Raw genomic sequence first — 21390 nt, forward strand, 5'->3', positions numbered from 1 at the left:
GCATTCGTTGCTCGGCTGACTGGTTGCAGCGAACCGTCGCAATTCAACTATTCACCTCGATGATCCAAACTGATAGACCTGTTCGGAGGTGGCGAATCAGCGCTCTCCGGCGAAGTATGCAGCCTTAAACTATGCAATGCATCTGAGCACTCGCTTAAGCATCCTCGTTACCTTTGCAACGCCCTGTGCACGACCGTGGACGGCTTTGTCGCGGACAGAGCGAGATCGCGAATTGACTACAGTATCAGTAGGATTGCTTATGTTGCCAGTGAGTAAAACTGCTGGGCATGAGAGCATCCGACGCCCCGTGCTTGCATTTGACCTTTGGCGATCATGTGCATGAGCTCAGTGCCGCTCAGCAGTATCCAGGCACAACGGAACTTCTTGAAGCCAGGCATAGGCCGCGTGCGTCGCTTGACTGCCCGATGATCTTGCTCGATAACATTGTTCAGATACTTCTTCTGGCGAATCTTGACGGTCTCGTACCAAGGCCGGATTCCGAGCCGTCATCAAGCGTCCAATCGTTCGTAGTGCTGGGGTCACATGATAGCCGACGTGACGCTTATTGCGACAAGCCGTTTCTCGGCCACCACGTACGCGACAACCTGAAGGTCGCGCCGACACGCTGGATAAGTTTAGTTTGAGTCAGACGTCAAAAGATGTTACAGGTGAAAGGCAGTTTGTTCGATCTCAAGCCACACCGAAAACATGTCCGCCTCCATTGGCCGACCAGTAAAGTACCCTTGAACTTCGTCGCATCCCCACTCTCGGACCTTTCCAAGTATTTCGGCGGTTTCTACCCCTTCGGCGACAGCCGTGAAGCCTAACTCATGAACGAGACGGATCACCGTGCGAACAATGGTCGCGTCACGTGGGCTATCGGAGACCGCTCTGACAAGCGCCTGGTCTATCTTCACGGTAGCCACGTCGAGATGGCTGAGTTGCGCAAGGTTGCTGAATCCGGACCCGAAATCGTCGATCGCAAGCGTCACGCCGAGCTCTCGAAGCTGACTTACCGCCAAGGCGCTGCGATCGGAATGTCGCATGAGCGAGCCTTCCGTTACTTCGATCTCCAATAGATGAGGGTTCACCCGAAAGCTTTTAAGCGTGGATTCGACCAACGGAACGAATCCGTCACGCGTCAGGTCCGATCCCACAGCATTGAGCGATAATCGAATTGTTGGATGGCTCGATTGCCACATCGCAAGCTGTCTTACGGCAGTTGCGAGCACCCAATCAGTCAGTGTGTTGACGAGCGCTGTGTTCTCGACGAGTGGAATAAATTCGCCCGGAGAAATGTCGCCAAGTTGGGGATGCCGCCAACGAACCAATGCTTCTGCGCCCAGGCAGACTCCATCGCTCAACCGCATGCGGGGCTGATAGACGAGGCGCAGCTGATTTTTCGAAAGCGCATCCTTAAACGAGTTAATCAGGAGAAACGCACGGTTGCGATGACGGCCCATTTCCGAGTCGTAGTACACCGCTTGCTTTTGCTCATCACGCGCACGCTCTACAGCGAAAATCAACGCAGCGATCAAGTCGGAGGGGTTAGCGGCTTCAACAAGTCGAACGACCCCAATCGAAGGCGTGACATCGATGGGCAGATCCGCAGCAACGGTCAAAGGTCGTTCGAACGCGCGGGTGACGCGGTCAAGAAGTTTTTCAATCTCTTTGCAGGACGCCTTCGTAACGAGACCATATCGCGCATAGCCGATTCGATAGAGCGTCATGCCTGGGCCGAGCGCGGCCGTGAGCCTTTTTGTGGTATCGACCGCCACGGCATTAATGGACTCCAGCCCGATAGCAATGACCATGCGGTTGATATAGTCCAGCGTGCATACATCAATGAGCACTGCCCGCGTAGTTGTCTCTACATCGGCTTCGCACTGCTCATCGAAAAGTGCTAGATCATCTAAGAATCGTGTCAGATTTGGAAGTCCGGTCACCTTGTCTCGGCAAGCCGTCGAGCGCAATGCGTCTATGCGCTGCGCGATTAAGTTGGCCAACGCTGAAAGGTGGGACCTCTCCCGAACACTGAAAGACGCCCGGGGCCGTGTACCAATGATGCACAACGTTCCAACAGCGTGGCCGTTGTTTGTTGTGAGCGGCGCACCCGCGTAGAACCGAATGAACGGCGCGCCGGCTACTAGCGGATTGTCATGAAAACGATCGTCATGATGGGTGTCGAGCACCACCATCGGTTCCCGGGACAAGATCGCATGGGCACAAAATGATGTCTCCCTTGATGTCTCGGCCACTGGCATGCCGACACGCGATTTGAACCACTGGCGGTCCGCGTCCACCAAAGTCACCAGCGAGATCGGCACGTCGAAAATGTCGGAGGCAAGGCGAGTTATGTCGTCAAAAAACGAATCGGGCGGTGTATCTAGCACACACGCGGAATGTAGTGTTCTTAGTCGAGCATCTTCATCGAGAGGGTAGGGCGGTGCGATCATTGCTTATTCACGCCAACGGAGTATCGCCCTCTCGCCCGACATCGGAATTGCCTTACTTTCGATCGGTGATAGCGCCGGTGCTCCCTCGGATGCTCCTTAGTTTGGTTAGATGGCCCGGACGTGTTGTCATGGCCGAAAATTGAACATCCTTAAAAGATGACGGCAGGCCGGGATGGAACTTGAGGGTTAAACCGTGCGTCAGCCTGTCTTCTTCGGACGAGTGGCAAAAGCCAACCGAAGAGGTCTACGTGCAAGTCGGCGCGCCGAAACCGTTTAGGCCTCGCTGATGGAAAAGAAAGCAACCGCGCCGGTAAGGTGTATCCCTTGATCATGAAGCGCCTGAGCGGCCGCCGCCGCCTCCTCAACCAGAGCGGCGTTTTGCTGGGTGACCTGATCCATTTGCGCGATGGCCTGATTCACTTGTTCGATGCCGCGACTTTGTTCGCCTGACGCCGCAGCAATTTCCTGCATGATGTCAGTCACTTTGGTCACAGCAGCGGTCACCTCAGCCATCGTCCGCCCCGCATCGCTTGCAAGGAGCGCTCCGTCCTGAACTTTTTGGACCGAGTTCTCGATCAAGGTCTTGATGTCCTTGGCGGCGCTTGACGAGCGTTGAGCGAGTGTTCGAACCTCGCTGGCGACGACCGCAAAGCCGCGCCCTTGTTCGCCGGCACGCGCCGCTTCTACTGCCGCATTCAACGCCAGGATATTCGTCTGGAATGCGATGCCCTCAATGATTGCGGTGATGTTGGCGATCTCGGTCGAGCTGTCGCTGATGCCGTTCATCGTTTCAACCACGCGGCCAACCACTGCGTTTCCTCGTCGAGCGATGTCGAAAGCGTTGCCCGCGAGCGATGCCGCATGTGAGGCGCTTTCGGAGTTGCTTTTAACGGCCGAATTAAGTTGTTCCATGCTGGCAGCGGTTTCTTCCAGCGATGCAGCCTGCTCCTCGGTGCGTTGGCTGAGGTCAGTGTTGCCGGTGGCAATCTCCCTTGCAGCGCATTCGACAGCGGTGCTGCTTTCTCGTACTTGGCCGATTGTTGCGGTCAATCGATCATTCATCTGTTGGAGCGCCCGCAACAGCGACGCCGTCTCGTCGCGACCTGAAACATGCAAGGTCGTTCGTAAGTCGCCTTGCGCGACCGCGTTGGCCGTCTGAACCGCGCGCTTAAGAGGCTCGACAATCGAGCGGGTGATGGCCGCTGCTGCACCGATCGCCAGCAGAATGGCGGCGAGACAAACGCCGAGCTGGATATTGCGGGTCAGGACGTACTGCTGATCATAATCGGCTGCGATATCAGCTTCTTTTTGTCGCGTGAGCGCCGCATACTCGTCTGTGGCATGGGTCAGCTTGGCAAGCAAGGGGCGGCACTCTGCGTTCATTTTCGCAATCGCCGCGTCCCGACGACCTGCATTCTCAAGCTCCAAGATCGCAGTAGCGACAAGGGCATAAGCCTGCTCAATCTCATCAATACGGCCAACGAGTGCGCGGGCCTGATCCGATGCATCGGGTCTCGCAACCAGCCGCTTGAGTTCCGTCAGATGTGCCTGAACGTCGGAATGGGCCGCGACGACATCCGTCTTCTCCAGTGCAAGATCAGACGCGGTGGTGACTAACACAATATTGCGCGCGGCGATGGCGCGTCGGTCGACCGCCGCGCGTAGTTGTGCGGCAACGTTTGCGCGCGCATTAACACCTTCCAAATAAGACTCGAATGCTTGTCGTGACTGATTGAGCGCGTAAATGGAGTTGATCGAAATACAGACCACCATGACAGCCAGAACCGAGAACGCGTATGCCAGCTTACTTTTGACGCTTAGATTGTGGAGCATCTTTTCTCTCAGGGAAAATACTTAATCTAGGTGGTTATTTGCCACTTTCTCGCAATACGGCCCGCGGCTGTACCCGAATATGCTTAACGACCGATACTTTCTGAAGCTGATACTGAAAACGCGAAGTTTGCGTTAGTTGAGTGTTTTCTTGGCAGTATTTCTTTCCGACAGCATGTCCCATTTCCAATAATAAAAAGACGCCGTCACAGGATGGCGACGCCTCTCTCAAGAAACTTCGTTTATCGCCGTTAAGCCAGCAGATAGTGCAGGGTGCTTTTGTGCCGAATGACCCTTGTTCTCCACTCATGCATTTTGGAAAAAAATGAAAAAAGAAACTTGGACGGTCAAGGCAAAGCTGGCCGCGTCATTCGGAACTCTGAGTCTGATCGTTCTTGTGATCGCTGGTATGGCCCTAAGCTCGCTTAACGATGCGAACGCGCGATTCGAGGGATTTATCAACGGCATCAATGCTCGTGCGGAAATGGCCACGGCCATCCGCGCCGCAGTCGATGACCGCGCAGAGGCAGTACGCAATCTAGCGCTTGTCACGACACCTGCGGACATTGAGCTTGAGCACCAGGCTGTCCTGAAGGCAGAGCAGACAATCGAGGTTCGTCTCGCCGAATTCAATCGGATGGTTGCTGGCGCTACAGACATGCCTGCGCAAGCTCATGAGCTCGCCACTGAAATTCCTCGCATCGAGGGGCTCTACCGGCCCGTCGCTCTTGAGATTGTCCGACTTGCCATGGACGGTCAACGTGAGGCCGCCATTGCTGCCATCAACAACAAATGTCGTCCGCTCTTGGCAGATTTGAAACGCGCTACCAACGCCTACACCGACGCAACCCATGCGCGCGCGGTAGAGATGGTCAACGAGGCGCAGATTCGATTCGAGCATCAGCGTAATCTGCTGGTAGTACTCTCCATTGCGACTTTGTCGATCGCAATATTTGCGGGTGCGATCATCACCCTCAGTATTCTGCGCGCGCTGGGCGCCGAGCCTGGCGTGCTTGCTACTATCGCGCAACGGGTTGCGAAGGGCAACTTACACGCGATCGACGGCGCTCATAAAACAGTCGATGGCAGCGTGCTGTCTTCCATGCATACCATGCAGGGTAGCCTCGTCAAAATGATTGGTGAGGTCAGGTCAGCGGCGGACAACATCGCCTCCGGTTCGAGTGAAATCGCCACGGGTAACATCGACTTGTCCTCCCGCACTGAACAGCAAGCATCGGCGCTTCAGCAAACCGCGTCCAGCATGGATGAACTGACCACGACGGTGAAGCAAAACGCTGAAAATGCGCAGCAGGCCAGTTCGCTTGCCGCACACGCATCAGACATAGCGCATAAGGGCAATCAAGCCGTTGACCAAGTGGTTCAAACGATGAGTGCCATCAGCTCGAGCTCGTCGCAAATCTCTGCTATCACTAGCATCATCGAGGGCATTGCGTTTCAAACCAACATTTTGGCCCTCAACGCGGCCGTCGAAGCGGCTCGCGCAGGTGAGCAAGGCCGCGGCTTTGCAGTCGTAGCAGGTGAGGTAAGAACGCTCGCACAGCGTTCTTCGACCGCCGCGAAAGAGATCAAGGATCTCATTACGACGTCTGTCGCACAAATCGCTGATGGCGCAGACCATGCGAACGACGCCGGCGTGACCATGACCGAACTCACGCACGCCGTGAGACGCGTCACCGACATCATGGGGGAGATCGCCAGTGCTTCGTCCGAACAGAGTAAAGGTATCGAGCAAGTCAATCTTGCCATTACGCAGATGGATTTCGTGACGCAACAGAATGCAGCCCTCGTCGAAGAAGCCGCCGCTGCTGCGCAGTCGTTGGATGGGCAGGGTCGAAAACTTACGGATGCCGTATCGTTCTTTCACTAAGGAACGTCATACCAGAAAACATGCGCTGCCGGCCAAGGGCGATATCTATGCTGTTACGAAGGGCGTCGCTGACTGCGAAGTTGCGCCTACATCGCGAATACACGTGTTGAAGTGCTTTATTCTGCTACTGGGTGCACTAATTCTGCTAGTACACGGAGGTCGCGCGATTTGGAGGTTCTTCCCGATTCGCTCACCAGGATAAGCAACCGATCCATGTCTCGTGATAGTCGCGCGATTGCTGCTGAAAACTGCTCGAGTGTTGTTCGGTGTACCTCGCAAGGGGCGACATGTCGGCCTCAAGGTGTACCAGTACGCTGCCGGGCGAGCGTGTTCCGTCCCGCAGCAACTAGCCCATCCGCTTTGGTTAGGAAGGTAGGTTGTGAACACCTCGTCGATGATCTCAGCACGGATACCCAAGCGGTCATTTCTTGCCTTGGAACTCCGCTCGCGCGGCTGGACCGCGCTGGCGACAGGATCTCTTTGCGGCTGGTTCTCACCGCTCTTGGGCAAGATAAACCGAATTGCTCTTTAGCTTACGTTAGTAAGATTAATGGACCACTAAAGGGTATTAGCTGAATTAGCGAGCATTAATGTTACGCGGGTCGTATTGAGGTTGGTTCACCCGATGAGTCCGAGTTTGGCAGTCCAATCAGCGGTTTTGTCAAATCCACCCGTTAGCAGAATAGCGCACCTTGTTAGAAAAATTAATGAAGTTCAACAGTCGTCGTACACGGCGGCAAGGTTTGCAACAATCGCGTGCATTATGGCGCCAATTCTGTGGAACTCCCAAACTTGAGCCCAAAACACGCGCGTCCGCGGACAACCGGAATCCGTGGCATTCCGGATCACCCGCACTGACCGATTCATGTGCTGTAATTGTAACGTTCATGTCGTAGGCGCCTTTTGATATATTCGGCATTGACCGGGCCCGCCATCCAATTCAACTTATCGATTCAGATATAAATTTAATTAACTTCTAGCAAGAACTTTTGCAGCTAGCGCCTTTAAAGTCGACTGCATGATGTTAGCCGGACGCGTCATGGAGAATGGCGGACCGCTTCTGGGAGAAGTATCATGTGCTTACTTTAGACGTAACGACATCGCGGAAATCCTCGTTGAAACTCGAAAGTGAAAAATGGGAGGCACTTTCCTTGCTAAGAGTGGATGCCCGCATGTTGCCGGCGAAAAGGAGCGATGCCATGAATGAAGACCAAGTCAAGGGAGTGGGGGAGAAGGTGAAGGGCAAAATCAATGAGGGCATTGGAAAAATGACGAATGATCCAGCCCAGGAAGCGAAAGGCGACGCACAGCAAGCAGCAGGCGAAGTGCGCAAAGATGTAGGCGACGCCAAAGAAGATCTTAAGGACGCGGCCAACGATAGGTCGACGCCGTAATGGATGTCTGACGTAGGACGGATGTACGCCCGCCTCCATCTCGCGGGCGTCATTCATCGCGGCGCTCAACAATCACTGAGTGCGTGAGTAGCAATCTCCACGTGGATTGTTCGTCCTTGTCTAGAAAAAATCTTTACGATAGCTTAAGTTCCTTCGCGAAGCTTTTTTCAGTTCATAGCATAGCCGTCGCATCACATGTAGAGCTGCCGGCCGAACAGTTGCGTAGGCATCGCGATTGCGCTCTCGTCTGGAAAGTCAGCCTGTGCTGTTGCATTATTGGAGAAGTAATGACGAGCGAACGCGAAGACAGCGCATTGAAGTTTTACATCGCTGAGTTTCAACGGCTCGCCGCAAAAGGCGAGAATGGCGAAGATGTCTCCGAGCTAATCGCCATTCTTGCTGAAAACGCTATAAAGCACTTAGACCCGTGGAAAAGTGGAGGCCAAACCTACAACCGTCCAAAGCTAGTCGCGCAGCTTAAGATGAGGGCTAATTACGTTGCTCACTCGTCGCCTAGAGCCGCAAAGGTACTGGAGGAGGCGGCAAAAATATTAGCAAAATAGCGGGTTCTCTTCTGCTCCGACAGCATGTCTTGTCAGTCGGCTAAACTACCCTCGCCTGGATGTTCTACCATAACATTTCGGCTTATTAGCGTGGTCCACCGCCCTATAGTTGGCGCTGTGCATTGTCGAGCGCATGAAGCTCTGCTCGATTTTGACACATCAGTCCGCGAGTATGCGAGCGCATTGACTTCGGCGGTAGCGCAAACCGCTGCCGGTGCCCACGGGACCGAACCAGAGCTGGTCAATGGACATTGTCAGCGACGGGTTGGCCAATCGTCGGCGCTTTCGCTGTCTGAACGTGGCGTCTCGTTCAGGTTGAAGCCGATCCGTTGAAACTGTAAAACGAGCTGCTCAAGTTTGTAATGTTGGTGCCGTTGATAGGAGGATGCAGCGCCTCGGCTGCCGTCTCTCAGTGGTTTCGCCCGCCCTCGGTGGCGGGCTCTTTTTGGCACCGCTTTCGGCGTTTTGACTGCACGAGGGATTGCTACCTCGAACCGTCCATGTTCGGCAAAAATGAATGCCGTCTAAGAACGAATGCCTCTTACGCTTTCAAAATGTATAACTTAAAGAACACCGTCGGCAATGATCCTGCCTCGTTTCCACGTAAAGCAAATCATGCAGCGATCAACCTAGCCTCGTACTCGACTGGAGTGCAAAATCGATAGAGGTGTGCAGGCGTTCTCGATTGTAGTAGTCCTCGATCCAATTGTTGTAACCGCTAATACGAGCACACCTTTCTTCGAGGGGCGTTAAGAGCGACGATTGCGTCCGCAACCCACATTGCGGACGCAGACCATGAGCGACGATGAATTTGACTTTCCGCCACTCCGAGTCATCCGAGAATGCTCCAATGGCAAACGAAGGTACGACCCTGACGGCGAACACGACCATTGGCTTGTCGCATGTCGTGATGTGGACAGGCAAGAAGTGGTCCGAACTGCGCAATGGTCCGGAAGGCTGGCGTTACGATCCGGCGCATATCGGCGAGCCGGGTTCGCGCCTTGGCGGCGACCTCGCGTATATCCCGAAGAACGACGATGTGCAGGCCGCGCTGACCAGCCTCGATCCTTACATGAATATCGACAGCCACATGCGGGACCGGCTTATCGCCCGTTCTTCGGCTGGTATCGGTCGAGCGTGTCGAATGTGCGGCGGATCATCGGTGCGGAAGCGGCGCGGGTGAATCCGGAACTGGCTGATCTCGTCATCAGGCAGCGTCCGCCGGAGGCCACTAAGGCTACGTCGAAGGTGATGGGGCAGATCGTGCTGGGGTCGGACCATGCCCTGGCGAATGGCGGGTATCGGTTGAGGTGTACACAGGTGCCGAAGGGCGGGTTGCCGACGTGTGAGCGGGTGGGGGTGGCGGAGTGAGGGGGTAGGTCCCCTCGACCCCTCACCGCAAATGCCGCCCAATCGCCACAGCCACCGGCGCGGGCGGCGTATCGTTCTGATTGACCGCGATAAAAATCGCCGCGTCCTTGAACGGGTTCACGACGATCACTGAACTGAACCCGGCCGTCCCGCCGTTTTTCCAAATCTCCGGATGCAATCCCGGCGATCCGTTGCCATTGTTCGTCACCCACGCCATGCCTTGCTGCGCCACGCCATTGGGCAAGGTATATCGCGGCTTCTGTGCATCGCGCATGGCGGCGATCAACTCGGCGGAGACGGGATGCCCGTCGATCTCGCTATGCCCGAGATTCGCTTCACCGAAGCGCAGCATGTCGGCGGCGGTGGAGCGCATCGCGCCCGCCGCGTACCACGCGTAGAGCGGCCATTGCAGCGCGCGCTGGCCGTTGCGCAAATGGCCCTCGGCCGTGCGTCCCGGTACATCGACCGGGCCCACGAACGAACTCGTCATCCCGAGCGGCTGCAGAATGTCCGCCGATAGCTGTTCGTTCCACGCACGCCCCGTCGCATTCGCAAGCATCGCACCGAGCACGCCGATGCCCGCATTCGAGTATTCATAAGGGCGTGGCAGCGGTCCGTCCGGTGACCACGACGACACCCAGCGAAAGAAATCCGCCGACGTGTAATGGTCGATGCCGCGATAACGCAGATCACGCGGCGCGTCGGGCGGATTGTCGGGCATGCCCGAGCTGAAGTCGGCGAGTTGCAGCGGCGTGACGTTCTGCGCGGCGAGTTGCAGGGTGACGCCGTTGGGCATGTAGCGCTGCATCGGCGCATCCGGCTCGATCTGATGCCGAGCGGCGGCGAGCGCGAACAAGGTCGTCGTGAAGACCTTCGTGCACGAGCCTATCTCGACGATGGTATCGGCAGTAAACGGCGAGCCGTCGTCATTGGCCGTGCCGTATGCGTAGTAGTAGCGCTTGCCGCGCAGCGACACGCCGACTATCGCGCCCGCCGCCTGATGCGAAGTAAGCAGCGGCTGCAGGTAGGTATCGACGACTTGACGGATCGCGGCGCTATCGTCGGCGGGTTGTTGCGCGGTTGCGGGAAGCGTGGCGCAGGCGGTGAGAAGCAAGGCGAAAGTGCGTTTGAACATGATCTTGTTATGGTTGGCTAAAACAATGCCGATGCGGTCGATAAAAGAGAACGATAAGAAGCCGACGCCCTCTCAACTCATAATCATCACGACGGTCTGACTCGGCGCAAGCACGGCCCCCATCGCGTTGTTCTGGTTCTGCGAGGTGGGCGTGGTGAGGCGCACGGCAGGACTGCCGGCCATCATCACTTTCTCGCTTCCCTGGGTGAACTTCGCCGGTCCCATAATCATTCCGGAACTGACGCCGCCCGCCACGCCGCCCTGATCGCCATTGGTCATCGGGATCTCGGCGCTCAAGTTGAGCGCGGGCGAGCCGCCTATCAATACGGTCTCGGCAGGCGGGGTGCCCATCGTGGGCATCGCTATATTTGGGTATGGCGTGGGCACCGGGCCAGCCGGTGTCGGCGTCTGACAGACATCGGGTTCGGCCATCAACTGCCCGCCGCCTATGGTCACTGCAAACATGATGTTTTCTCCGCGTGATCCAGTGTTCGGTTCAGCCCAGCTCGATCTTCGAGCCGTCGATGCGCGTCATCTCGTCGGACTGCATCGTCGTATGGCGCGTGTGGAAGTGGGCGTGGCCTTCTACGCGCCAGCGCGCACTGCCCGTGCGCAGTTCATCGGTGCCTTCGACCCAGCGCGTGCTTTCCTGGGTGCGCTGCAAGAGCCTTCCAATCGTCGATACCAGCGACTTCGCCGCCATCGTCATGCGGCCGATGCCCGCATCCAGCACGCCGATGCGTGTCGTGGCCTGCTGCGTGACGAGTTCGGTTGTGACGCTTTCGAAGCTGAGTGCGCGCGTCCGTGCGCTCACGCATTCGCTACCATCCAGCGCGATTCGCGCCGCATGCACGCGCAGTTCGCCATCGGCGGTATTCAAGCGTGCGCCGCCGGGCAAGGTCAGCGTGGCCGTGGCCGTGGCCGATGGCGCGCGCGTCAGCACGGCAAGCACATACGGCACGCACATGGATGCGGCCTTGCCCGCCGCATCCGGCAGCGCAGCGAGTGCGGGAAGCGCGGGGCAGACGAGCACGAGATCGCCGGTTTCGGGTTCGAGCAGGCAGCTCTCGGCACGTAACGCGCGTTCGATAAAGCCATCGAGAAACAGCCACTTGTCAGCGCGGCCAGTGACGATGGCGGTGCAGAGGCCCGCGTTCGCTTGCACAGTGTTCGATGAAAGGGATGCGTGGTCCATGATGTTCGTCCGTGTATCGATCGAATGAGTATTCAGCCTTGCCATGTTTCGGCGCGCAGGCGTAGCAAGTCGGTCGGCCGCGTGCGTTCGCGCGCCGCGTTGCCCCAGTGAGTGCGCTCGTCGATCAGTGCGTGGAAATCGGCATTGCCGAAGTCGGCGCGTGCGCAATCGGCTTCGCTGAGATCGACGTGCGAGCAATCGCAATCGATGAATAGCGCGCCCGTCAACGTCGCGCGTTGCAGGCTCGCGCCGCTCAGGTTGGCCTGCACGAAGCGCGTGCCGTCGCAACGTGCGCCGGTCATGCGCGCCGCACTGAAATCGGCGATCACGAATTGCGCGCCCGTGAGGTCCGCGCCATCCATCTGTGCGCCGGAAAAGCGCACTTGTTCGCCGTGCGCGCCCGCGAAGCTCGCGCCGCCGAGCACGGCTTTGTCGAAGCGCGTCTGCGTGAGACGGCTACGCCCGAAGTCGGCCTTGACGAGTTGCGCGCCGGCAAACTGGCAAAGCGTGAGATCGCAGCCAGGAAAGCGTTGCCCGGTGAGATCGGCGTTGGTGAAAAACGCCTGCCGCAAGCTGGTGTCGGCGAAGACGGCCTGCGCGAGCTTGCCCGCAAGCGCGGTGAAGCGCGTGAGATCGGCGCGGCTGAAGTCGCATGCATCGAAGACGCAGCCGGTGGCATCGCAACGAAAAAGGCGCGCGCTCGCGAAGCTTGCCGCAGAGAGATCGCAGCGGTCGAACACGCTTTGTTCGAACTGCGCGCCTTGCAGGTTGGCGCCAGTCAGCACCGTCTGCATGAAGGTCGCGGTATGGCCGCGCGCCTCTGCGATGCTCCCGCCGGCAAGCGTGCTGCCGGACCACTGCGAGCCATCGAGGATGACGCCGTCGAGTTTCGCCATCGACAGATCGCAGCCGCGTACTGTGGCGCGCGCGAGATTCGCACCCGACAGATCGACGCCGCGCAGATCGATACGCTCGAAGATGACGTCTTGCAGATCGCGGCCGCGCAGATCACTACCCGCGAGGTCCAGATCGGCGAGGCGCGCGCCAGGCGTGAGGCTGGCGGCGTCGAGAGCGGATTGATCGGAGCCATCCGGGTTAACCGAGCGGCCGTACGGATCAAAGTTAAAGGAATCCGACATGATCGTCTCTCAATGCTCCGCTTCCGCGCGGCCCGGAATCGCGAGCAGCGTGCGGTCGATGTTCGCGCCTTCCAGATTCGCCCGGCCGATGTTCGAGCCATAGCACTGCGCGCCGTAGAGATTGCTGCGCACGCACTGAGCGCCTTCGAGTTGCGCGCGCCGCAGCGTCGCGTTCATAAGGTTCGCGCGGCTCAAATCGGCATGCGTGAGATCGGCCTTGGCGAATTGCGCCGACTTCGCCTGCACGCCGACAAAGCGCGCGCCCGCTGCCTTCGCGCCGCTGAAGTTGGCGCGCTCCATGAAACTGCCGTCGAAGATCGCGCGGCTCATGTCGATGCCGATCCACGATGCCGCCGCCAGATTCGCTCGCGCCAGACTTGCGCCGCTCAGATCGGCGGCGAGGCCGGAGCGCGAGCCAGCGAGATTCGCCTGGTCGAAGCGCGCGCCCGCCGCGCGGACAGCATAGAGACGCAATCCTTCGCCGTCGATATTGACGAACGATGCGCCGTCGAGCGCCGCGCCATCGAGGCTTGCGTGGGCGAGGCTGGCATCGGTGAAATCGGCACCGGACAGCGTGCAGCCTTCGAACGTCGCTTTGGGCGCGCCGCAGGCCACGGCGCGCAAGCCCGTCATGTTGGCCGCGTTGAATTGGGCATGGCCGCAGTTCGAACCTGCAAGCGATGCCGCGCTGAAATCGGCTGCCGAGAAATCGCCGGCTTCGAGTGAGGCGTCATCGAGACGCGCCGCCTTGAAGAGCGCGCCGCGCGCACTCGCACCGGCGAGCGATGCGCCACGCAAATCGGCATCGCTGAAATCGGCTTCGGCGAGCGTTGCTTTGCTAAAGTCCGCGCCCGCCAGACGGCTGCCGTAGAGACGCGCGCCGTCGAGCAGCGCGCCGCGAAAATCGGCGCGTTCGAGTGGCGCGTTCGAGAGATCGAGCTCGCTCAGATCGAGCCCTGCCAGCGATTCACCGGCGGCCACACGCGCGAGCACGTCCTCACGCGTGAGACGCGCTGCGATGGCGGGCGCGTCCGGCGGCGTCTGTGGCATTTGAGGCGCTTGCGGCGTCGTCGTGGCGGCTGAGGGCAAAACGGCCGTGAGCGCATCGAGGCTGGTGACGAAGGCATCGATGTCGAGGCTCGCCGCATCGCGGATGGCGGCGGCGGTTTGCGCGTCGTTCGACTGCGCCGCAAGCTGCTCGAAGCTCTTGCCGCTTTGCGCCAGCTTCGCCTGCATTTGCGCATACGCTGCACGTACTTCGTCGCCGAGTGCGCGGATATCGGTGGTCACGCTCGGCTCCGGAGTCTTGCGCGCGGCGGCGACGGCTTGCTCCACTTCTTGCGCCGTCAGTCCGTGCTGCTTCATGACATCGCTCGTCATGGTTTCGACTTCCTTCATGAGACTGTCAAAACCTCCCGTCGATGACTTCGCTTGCGCCGCGACCGGTTCGGGCGGCAAGTACGGTTCGATATCCTTCGCGCTCAAACCATGCTGTTTCATCAGCGCCTGAGACTGTGCTTCGAGTTCCGCACCGAGCTTTTCAAGTTCGGCGAGGCCGGGGATCTCGGCAGGCACGGCGGCCGGCGCGGCAACCAGCCCGCTCGCAGGCGTTTCTGCGGGCGCGGGCGACGGCGCTTGCTGCGCGGTATCGGCTTGTGGCGCGGCAACGTCCTGTGGCGCGCTTTCCGCCAGCATCCACGCGTGGTAGGTGGCGAGCGGCGCGGGCGCATCGCTCATCGCTTCCCATGCGGCCACTACGTGCGTGACATCGTCGGCGTCTTCATCGGCGATGGCGGCCACCGCGCGATACAGAATCACGCCCCGCTGACTCTCCGGAAAGAGCCACACGGTTTCCGCACGCGCCGCGCATTCCTCGAAATGCGCGCCGTCCGCCGAAAGCCGGTTGACGAAGCAGCGCGCGCGCAGCCCCGGCAACTGACCCTCCAGAAGCGCTTCGGAAGGATGCATGTTGCGCACGGCGATGCGCTCGTCGCCGATCCAGAAGCCGTCGATACGCTGGTCGGCGGGCGCGGTGCAGAAGTAGTCGGTCTGCGTGCCTGCCGGAAGATGCGGAAACGTGGCGGCGAGCCATTGATCGTCGAATGCGCCGAGAAACGCCGCCCGCCGTGGCGCGCTTGCGGTTTTCGCCCAGTATCCGGCGGGATCGCGGACATCGCCGGACTGCGCGATCAGCCGGCCCGGTGCTTCCACGTTTGGCAAGGGCTGGCGCGTCGCACCCGAGGGCAACGTCACTGGCGCCGCGCCGCGTCCCAGCGGATTGGCCGCAAAGGCGGGACCGCCGTAAGCGCGCGATGCGTCCATCGGCATGCGCAGAAATGGCTCGGGCTTCGAGATGCCCAATGCTTCGAAGTAGCGGTCACCCGAGACATACAACTCCTTTTGCGCGCCGCCAATCTGCACCGTAGTCGCCAGAAGCGTCGCGGGCTGTGGGCCGGGCGCGAAAGCCGCACCATATGCGAGCCATTCGCCGCGCGGCTTGGGAAAGCCTGCATCGAGCAAGGCGTCGTTGCCCAGTGCGAGGGCGCTCGACTGCCACAACGCGCTTTCGCTATCGAGATGAGCGACGCCGCGCCGATCCAGCGGGAACATCGCAAGCAGTCCAATCGCAAGCAGATCGCGCCGCTCGAAACGCAGGGTTCGATGCAACACCGCGAGGTTGTCCGGTTTGACGATTTTCATGGCGGGTTCCGGTTCAGCCGAGCTTGATGAGCGGGCCGGCAATGGCGATGCCGGTTTCGCTGGCGGAGAACTGCGTCGTCGCGGGACCGGTGATGTAGACGCCGCGATCGTCCGCGACGAGACCTTGCGTGCCCGCTGGCCCCTGGTACGACAAACCCGTGCCGGTGGCGGCGAGCGACAGCGAACTCTTGCCCGGGGCCGCGCCTACGCTGACGAGGAACGAGGCCTCCGACAGCTTGAAGCTATCGGTGGGACTGGACGTGCCGAGCGATCCGACGATGCTCGCCTGCGCGCCGTTGGAGATGACGAACGATGGCCCGCTCGTATCGAGGGTCGGCGCGCTGCCGTCCTGAATGACCGCGGGAATGCCGGTGGTCCCGAGCGTGACGCTGTTCTTGTCCACCTTCACCGTGGCGGACGAACTCGCCGTCAGCATGCCCGGACTCGCCACGCCGGACTGAAACGTCAGCGCGGTCGAACTATCCTGCAGATACACGGCGGAGAGTCCTGCGCTGAGTGCCGAACCCTTGGTGCGGCCGAGGCTCGCATAGCCCGTCGGCATGGAGAGCGAGGCCTTGTTGATGGCGGGCAAAGGCAGGTCCGAGAACGAACTGGACAGATTGCAGCCGTTGGCGTCGAGCTTGAGCGTGCTGATCTGCTTGACCTTGTCGAGCGCATCGGCCACGCGCTTCATCAACACGCCGATGAGCACGCCGAAGCCGACGTTCGCGCCGAACGCGATGGTCGACGTGGCCAGCGCGGAGTCCAGCATCATCTTGTTGTTGTCAAAGTCCTGCGGCGTGGTTGCGGCCGCCCCGCCCGTCGGGGCGGCAAGGCCCGCCGAGGTCGCGCCGATCGCCACGTTGGTGGCGAGTAGTCCGCCGAGCGCGAGCTTGACGTTGGTGAGCGCGGCTTCGGCTGCGCCCCATGCGAGCGTGGCGGCGGGGTCGCAGCCTCCGGTGAGCTGCACCGAGTCCTTCGCCTGCGTGGTGCTCGATTCGGTGAGCGAGATGGTCTTGCCGCCCGACATGCTGAGCGCGCCGGAATAGTTCCAGCTCACGTTGCCGCTTACCGATGCGGACACCGTGCCGCCCGCGAAAAGGCTCGTGGTGGTGCCGACCGAAACGGAATTGGTCGCGCCGATCGTGACGCTGTTCGACAGACCAGCGGTTACCTTGGAGGCGCTGCCGAAGGTGAGATTGTTATTGTTGCCGAGCGTGTAGGTCAGGATGCTCATGTTCTTCTACCTGTCAGTCTCAGATACTGCCGATAATCATGTGCGTGCTGCCGTCGGGGGAATACATCCACATCGACTGGCTGCCCTGTGTGTCGTTCATCAGCAGTTGATTGCCGCCGCTGGTGGCGATACGGTTCTGCGCCGGGTTGATCTGATTCACCACATTCGAATTCATCGAATTCGGCACCGTCCCGACGATCACCGGCTGGTCCGGATCGCCGTCGATGAACGCGAGCAGCACTTCCGCGCCCTTCAACAACGGGAAGTGCATGCCGTGGCCATCGCCGGAATAGGGCGTCGCCATGCGCACGCGCGCCGAGCCTTTCGCCGCCGCCTTGTCGGTGCGATCGAAGGGCAACTGCACGGTGTACTGGCCGTATGCGTCGAGTTCGGCGTAGTCGCCGCTGCCTTCGGCATCGACGGTGCCGGTCAGCGTGCCCGCGATATGCGGCCGCACCGTCGTGCGCGGGGCGCGATACTGCACATCGGCGCTGATCGCTGAAAACGAATTGCGATAGATGATCTCTTCGCGCGCTTCACTGCTCGCGCTGAAGGGCGTCTTGATGCCCGCGAGCAGCGCGCCCGCCTGCGATCCTTCATGCGTGATCTCGGTCACGAGATAGCGGCCGTTGAAGTCGTCGCGATAATGATGCGACATCTGCATGAAATAGCCGCTGCGCATTCCCACAGCCGTGCCCTGGCCATGAAAGCGCACGCCGCCGCACAGAATTTCCTCTGCGCGCAGATGGGCGTAGCGCGCGCCTTCGTCGGCGTCGCGGAAGTTGTCGCCGTAGAACATCGCTTCGCCGAAGCCTTGCGCGGATACGGCCGCCTCGACCACCAACGGCAACGATGCCTTGCGGTAGTTGTAGTCCTGCAGCACCACCTTCGCGGGCAGCGGCTTCGTGCGGCACATGAAGCTCTGCACCGAATCCGGCGCGACACCGGTATCGAGTTCGTCGGCGGGGCGATAGTTTACGGGCAGCGCATCGGCGGCGTGCATGGCGCGGTCATCGACGATCGTGAGCGTGTCCGCCTCGCCGCTCTGCGCGAAGTAGTAGTACATGCCTTCCTTCTCCAGCCAGCGCGACATGAATTCGAAGTGGCTCTCTTGGAACTGACAGACATAGCTGCGCGGACGGTAATCGCCTGTGAGTTTGAGATCGACGGCGCTGCCCGTAAGCTGCGCGTCGCGCAGCACGCCGCCCAGAATCTGCGGGATGGTCTGCTCGTTCAGATAAACCTCGCAAGTGCGCGTGAGCGTGAGCCGCCATGCACGCGGCACCAGCACCGCGCGATAAAACGTATAGCCGCCCGCGTGATGCAACTGATCGAACTCGGCGAGCATGCCGGAGTAAGGCGTCGTGCGCGAAGGATCGTCGGGCGGGCCTATCTCGAAGGTCGCGTTGTTCTGCAACATCTTCGTGAGGTCGATGGCGGCATCGTCCGAAACGAGCGTCATTTCGAAGCGGAACAACTGCGAGATGGCTTCACGTCCGTGCATGCGCACCACCGAGAACGTGTCGGCAGCGTAAGCGTCGGAAACGAAGCTGAAGCGCTGATTGTTGGCGAGTCGTGCGGAAAGCGAAGTCATGGCGGCAGTTGGCGGGATGGTTCACGAACGCGCGACGTGGGACATCCACGACGCGCAAGCTTCAAGGTCAGGCCTTCGGAGCAAGCCAGGAATCTTCGGCTTCGATGCCGTCCGGCTCGTACGTCCACGTGATCTTCTCGTAGGTGAACGCGAGGTCTTCCATGTGGCCCATCTGACGGTTGTTCGGGTCGAGGCAGTTCGGCGTCCACGACTGCATGTGCGTGAGGATCGCGTTTTCGAGCTTGGCGCTGTAGTACTTTTCTTCGGTGCCCTTCGGCGAGATGCGGTAGAACTCCAGCGTTACCGACTTCAGTTGCTCACCGGACGTCAGCGCCTGATACAGCTTCGGGCTGGACTTGTCGATTTCCTTCGTCACCGTCATTGCGCCATGCACGCGCTTGCCGGTGGGCAGACCCGTTTGCGGGCTCTTCGGAATTTCGATGGTGTGATCGACGGCCTGCACGAGGATCTTGCCTTCGTGACCTTGAACTTTGGTCGAGCCTTCGATCTTTCCTTGGTTCTGACCTTCGAGGGTCAGGTAGCATGGCATCGGCATGGTGGCCTCCAGTTGCCGTTATGGTTCGTTCGGGTGGTGTACTTCGACGCGATGCGCTCGTTGTTCTTGTCGAGCGCATGACTACAGTGTGAGCGCGGGCGGTTACCGCCTCGTTGCAAGTGACCGCCCGCGTGTTACGGATGAAACCTGGCCGAAGCGCCGCTTATGTTCGCGGCTGCCTCGAACCCGATGCGCGCATCAGGCAGTTTCCAGCTTGCCGACGAGCGACAGCGTGAACGACGCGCCCATGTACTTGAAATGCGGGCGCACCTTCATGTCGACCTTGTACCAGCCCGGTTCGCCTTCCACGTCGAGCACGTTGATTTCGGCCTGACGCAACGGGCGGCGGCTGCGCACGCCCGGACTCGGGTTGTCCATGTCGGCGACGTACTGGCGAATCCAGTTGTTGAGCTCCTTCTCCAGATCGCCGCGCTCCTTCCACGTGCCGATGTTCTCGCGCTGCATCACCTTGATGTAGTGCGCCATGCGGCTCATGACGAACATGTACGGCAATTGCGTGCTGAGCTTGTAATTGAGCTCGGCTTCCTTGCCTTCTTTCGACTGGCCGAAGAACTTCGGTTTCTGCGCCGAGTTGGCGGAGAAGAACGCGGCGTTGTCGCTGTCCTTGCGCATGGTGAGCGCCATGAAACCTTGCTCGGCCAGCTCGAACTCGCGTCGTTCGGAAATCAGGATTTCGGTCGGAATCTTGTTCTGGATCTCGCCCATGGATTCGAACGAATACACCGGCAAGTCCTGCACCGTGCCGCCGCCTTGCGGGCCGATCACGTTGGCGCACCAGCGGTAGTCCGCGAAGCTTTCGGTGAGACGCGTGGCAAACGCGAAGGCCGCGTTGCCCCACAGGAACTGGTCGTTACCGCTCGAGACGTCTTCCTTGTAATTGAATTTCTTCGAAGGCGCCGTTTCCGGGCCGTACGGCACGCGCAGGAGGAAATGCGGCGCGGTCAGGCCGACGTAGCGCGCATCTTCGCTTTCGCGGAAGGCGTTCCACTTGACGTACTTCGGACCTTCGAAGATGGACGACAGATCTTTCAGGTTCGGCAACTGATCGAACGAGTCGATGCCGAAGAAATCCGCGCCGGCGGCGGCGACGAAAGGCGTGTGACCCATCGCGGCGACGCTTGCCGAATATTGCAGCAGCTTGACATCGGGCGCGCTTGCATTGAACTCGTAGTTAGCGATGATCGCGCCGAACGGCTGGCCGCCGAACTGGCCGTATTCGGCCGTATAGACGTTCTTGTACAGCCCTGACTTGGTGATCTCGGGCGCGTCCTGGAAGTCGTCGAGCAGCTTCTGCTTGCTCACGCTCATCAACTGAATCTTGATGTTCTCGCGGAAGTTGGTGCGGTCCACCAGAAACTTGAGCGAGCGCCACGACGATTCCAGCTTCTGGAAGTCATCGTGATGCAGGATGGCATCGACCTGCGCGCACAGCTTGCGGTCGAGGCTCGCGATCATGTCGTCGACGGTCGCGGCGGTGACACGCTCCACCGAACGCTGCGGTTCGAGCAGTTGCGCGACGAACGCCTGAATACCCTGGCGCGTGATCGAGTACGCTTCGTCGCCCGGCTTGATGCGGGCCGACTCCATCAGTTGATCGAGCAGCGAGACTTCGCCCGCCGCGGCCTCTGCCGGCGCCGCTGCGCCGGATTGCTGTTGTTCGTCGCTCAATTCAATCTCCTTCATCTACGAAGTGCTGGTTCCGCGTTACTTGTCTTGTGCGCCGAGTTCGCCGAGCAGCCGCGCGCGCACGCCTTCGTCCTGGATCAGCTCTTGCAGACGCTTGCGGAAGTCGGGCAGATTGCCGATCGGGCTTTTCAGCGCCTTCAGCGCATCGCGCAGTTCGAGCATCTGACGCAGTTCGGGAATGCGTTCCGCGAGCGCATCGGGCGTGAAGTCGTTGATCGAGTCGAACTTCAGGTCGAGCGAGAGCACGTCGTCGGGACCGGCTTTCTCGTCGAGCTTGTTCGGCACCGAGAGTTGCAGGCCGAGCTTTTGGCCTTTGAGCACTTCGTTGAAGTTGTCCTTGTCGACGTTGATCGGCTTCATGTCTTCGATCGGTACGTCGTCCTGACGCAACGTGAAGTCGCCGAGCACGAGCAACTTGAGCGGCAGTTCCACTTCCGCCTGCGCATCGCCCGTGGCCGGACGATAGACGATATTGACGCGTTCCTTCGGAGCTACCGAACCATCATTTGCCATTTCCATCTCCAGATTCACGGCGCCGCGCTGGCAGTGCGGACATCGATGAAAACGCGTGTCAGGGATCGCACCGACTTGACGCGGGCCGCTGCCATTGCATGCTCGGGCCGGC

The 21390-nt window shown here is 59.8% G+C and carries 16 protein-coding genes and 1 pseudogene; 4 read left to right on the plus strand and 13 right to left on the minus strand.

All coding sequences use genetic code 11. The annotated features are described in order from the left end of the window. Nucleotides 1–257: 257 nt before the first annotated feature. The 3 genes and pseudogenes from ACYQ47_RS34960 to ACYQ47_RS34970 all read right to left on the minus strand — a co-directional run. Nucleotides 258–476, minus strand: a pseudogene (locus ACYQ47_RS34960) (DDE-type integrase/transposase/recombinase); the annotation flags it as partial. Between the two features lie 186 nt (nucleotides 477–662). After that, nucleotides 663–2456 (minus strand): putative bifunctional diguanylate cyclase/phosphodiesterase, encoded by a 1794-nt coding sequence (locus tag ACYQ47_RS34965; RefSeq protein WP_459909610.1) that lies wholly within the window; start codon nucleotides 2454–2456, stop codon nucleotides 663–665. A 273-nt stretch (nucleotides 2457–2729) separates the two neighbouring features. Then, complete coding sequence (locus ACYQ47_RS34970; RefSeq protein ID WP_284504012.1) at nucleotides 2730–4289, minus strand: methyl-accepting chemotaxis protein; 1560 nt, start codon at nucleotides 4287–4289, stop codon at nucleotides 2730–2732. Nucleotides 4290–4611: 322 nt separating this feature from the next. Here ACYQ47_RS34970 and ACYQ47_RS34975 point away from each other — a divergent pair, with 322 nt between their 5' ends. The 4 genes from ACYQ47_RS34975 (at nucleotide 4612) to ACYQ47_RS34990 (ending at nucleotide 9314) form a co-directional block, all read left to right on the plus strand. Beyond that, nucleotides 4612–6174: a methyl-accepting chemotaxis protein gene (locus ACYQ47_RS34975; protein ID WP_459909612.1), complete on the plus strand. Its 1563-nt coding sequence runs from the start codon at nucleotides 4612–4614 to the stop codon at nucleotides 6172–6174. Between the two features lie 1199 nt (nucleotides 6175–7373). Next, nucleotides 7374–7568 carry a CsbD family protein gene (locus tag ACYQ47_RS34980; protein ID WP_250528322.1) on the plus strand — a complete coding sequence of 65 codons (195 nt, stop codon included), beginning with the start codon at nucleotides 7374–7376 and terminating at the stop codon, nucleotides 7566–7568. Nucleotides 7569–7855: 287 nt separating this feature from the next. Next, nucleotides 7856–8131, plus strand: coding sequence for a hypothetical protein (locus ACYQ47_RS34985; protein WP_310390703.1), 276 nt, complete (start codon nucleotides 7856–7858; stop codon nucleotides 8129–8131). Nucleotides 8132–8981: 850 nt separating this feature from the next. After that, on the plus strand, nucleotides 8982–9314 hold the full coding sequence (locus ACYQ47_RS34990) for a hypothetical protein (RefSeq protein WP_459909614.1): 333 nt from the start codon (nucleotides 8982–8984) through the stop codon (nucleotides 9312–9314). 210 nt (nucleotides 9315–9524) lie between these two features. On the opposite strand, the gene ACYQ47_RS34995 is transcribed toward ACYQ47_RS34990, so the two are convergent. The 10 genes from ACYQ47_RS34995 to tssB all read right to left on the minus strand — a co-directional run bounded on the left by ACYQ47_RS34995 (nucleotide 9525) and on the right by tssB (nucleotide 21278). Then, a complete protein-coding gene (locus ACYQ47_RS34995; protein ID WP_459909616.1) occupies nucleotides 9525–10637 on the minus strand; it encodes a serine hydrolase domain-containing protein in 1113 nt (370 codons plus the stop codon). Between the two features lie 72 nt (nucleotides 10638–10709). Further along, nucleotides 10710–11102 (minus strand): DUF4150 domain-containing protein, encoded by a 393-nt coding sequence (locus ACYQ47_RS35000; protein ID WP_459909618.1) that lies wholly within the window; start codon nucleotides 11100–11102, stop codon nucleotides 10710–10712. Nucleotides 11103–11133: 31 nt separating this feature from the next. Further along, nucleotides 11134–11832 carry a DUF3540 domain-containing protein gene (locus tag ACYQ47_RS35005; RefSeq protein WP_310390705.1) on the minus strand — a complete coding sequence of 233 codons (699 nt, stop codon included), beginning with the start codon at nucleotides 11830–11832 and terminating at the stop codon, nucleotides 11134–11136. A gap of 32 nt (nucleotides 11833–11864) precedes the next feature. Then, complete coding sequence (locus ACYQ47_RS35010; RefSeq protein ID WP_310390706.1) at nucleotides 11865–12971, minus strand: pentapeptide repeat-containing protein; 1107 nt, start codon at nucleotides 12969–12971, stop codon at nucleotides 11865–11867. Nucleotides 12972–12980: 9 nt separating this feature from the next. Beyond that, a complete protein-coding gene (locus ACYQ47_RS35015; protein ID WP_459909620.1) occupies nucleotides 12981–15671 on the minus strand; it encodes a DUF2169 family type VI secretion system accessory protein in 2691 nt (896 codons plus the stop codon). A gap of 13 nt (nucleotides 15672–15684) precedes the next feature. After that, nucleotides 15685–16908: a hypothetical protein gene (locus tag ACYQ47_RS35020; protein ID WP_310390708.1), complete on the minus strand. Its 1224-nt coding sequence runs from the start codon at nucleotides 16906–16908 to the stop codon at nucleotides 15685–15687. A 19-nt stretch (nucleotides 16909–16927) separates the two neighbouring features. Then, entirely contained in the window at nucleotides 16928–18502 is a 1575-nt protein-coding gene (locus ACYQ47_RS35025; protein WP_459909622.1) for a type VI secretion system Vgr family protein, read from the minus strand. Nucleotides 18503–18569: 67 nt separating this feature from the next. Continuing rightward, nucleotides 18570–19058, minus strand: coding sequence for an Hcp family type VI secretion system effector (locus tag ACYQ47_RS35030; RefSeq protein ID WP_459909624.1), 489 nt, complete (start codon nucleotides 19056–19058; stop codon nucleotides 18570–18572). 198 nt (nucleotides 19059–19256) lie between these two features. Beyond that, a complete protein-coding gene (tssC, locus tag ACYQ47_RS35035; protein ID WP_459909929.1) occupies nucleotides 19257–20681 on the minus strand; it encodes a type VI secretion system contractile sheath large subunit in 1425 nt (474 codons plus the stop codon). Between the two features lie 102 nt (nucleotides 20682–20783). Further along, on the minus strand, nucleotides 20784–21278 hold the full coding sequence (gene tssB / locus ACYQ47_RS35040; RefSeq protein ID WP_244831862.1) for a type VI secretion system contractile sheath small subunit: 495 nt from the start codon (nucleotides 21276–21278) through the stop codon (nucleotides 20784–20786). Nucleotides 21279–21390: the final 112 nt, after the last annotated feature.

Source organism: Caballeronia sp. HLA56, assembly GCF_054655155.1.

Bases quoted from the DNA above. Each gene is read 5' to 3' on its own strand.
- ACYQ47_RS34965 (WP_459909610.1), bottom strand. From the start codon at position 2,456: ATGATCGCACCGCCCTACCCTCTCGATGAAGATGCTCGACTAAGAACA.
- ACYQ47_RS34970 (WP_284504012.1), bottom strand. From the start codon at position 4,289: ATGCTCCACAATCTAAGCGTCAAAAGTAAGCTGGCATACGCGTTCTCG.
- ACYQ47_RS34975 (WP_459909612.1), top strand. From the start codon at position 4,612: ATGAAAAAAGAAACTTGGACGGTCAAGGCAAAGCTGGCCGCGTCATTC.
- ACYQ47_RS34980 (WP_250528322.1), top strand. From the start codon at position 7,374: ATGAATGAAGACCAAGTCAAGGGAGTGGGGGAGAAGGTGAAGGGCAAA.
- ACYQ47_RS34985 (WP_310390703.1), top strand. From the start codon at position 7,856: ATGACGAGCGAACGCGAAGACAGCGCATTGAAGTTTTACATCGCTGAG.
- ACYQ47_RS34990 (WP_459909614.1), top strand. From the start codon at position 8,982: ATGGCAAACGAAGGTACGACCCTGACGGCGAACACGACCATTGGCTTG.
- ACYQ47_RS34995 (WP_459909616.1), bottom strand. From the start codon at position 10,637: ATGTTCAAACGCACTTTCGCCTTGCTTCTCACCGCCTGCGCCACGCTT.
- ACYQ47_RS35000 (WP_459909618.1), bottom strand. From the start codon at position 11,102: ATGTTTGCAGTGACCATAGGCGGCGGGCAGTTGATGGCCGAACCCGAT.
- ACYQ47_RS35005 (WP_310390705.1), bottom strand. From the start codon at position 11,832: ATGGACCACGCATCCCTTTCATCGAACACTGTGCAAGCGAACGCGGGC.
- ACYQ47_RS35010 (WP_310390706.1), bottom strand. From the start codon at position 12,971: ATGTCGGATTCCTTTAACTTTGATCCGTACGGCCGCTCGGTTAACCCG.
- ACYQ47_RS35015 (WP_459909620.1), bottom strand. From the start codon at position 15,671: ATGAAAATCGTCAAACCGGACAACCTCGCGGTGTTGCATCGAACCCTG.
- ACYQ47_RS35020 (WP_310390708.1), bottom strand. From the start codon at position 16,908: ATGAGCATCCTGACCTACACGCTCGGCAACAATAACAATCTCACCTTC.
- ACYQ47_RS35025 (WP_459909622.1), bottom strand. From the start codon at position 18,502: ATGACTTCGCTTTCCGCACGACTCGCCAACAATCAGCGCTTCAGCTTC.
- ACYQ47_RS35030 (WP_459909624.1), bottom strand. From the start codon at position 19,058: ATGCCGATGCCATGCTACCTGACCCTCGAAGGTCAGAACCAAGGAAAG.
- tssB (WP_244831862.1), bottom strand. From the start codon at position 21,278: ATGGCAAATGATGGTTCGGTAGCTCCGAAGGAACGCGTCAATATCGTC.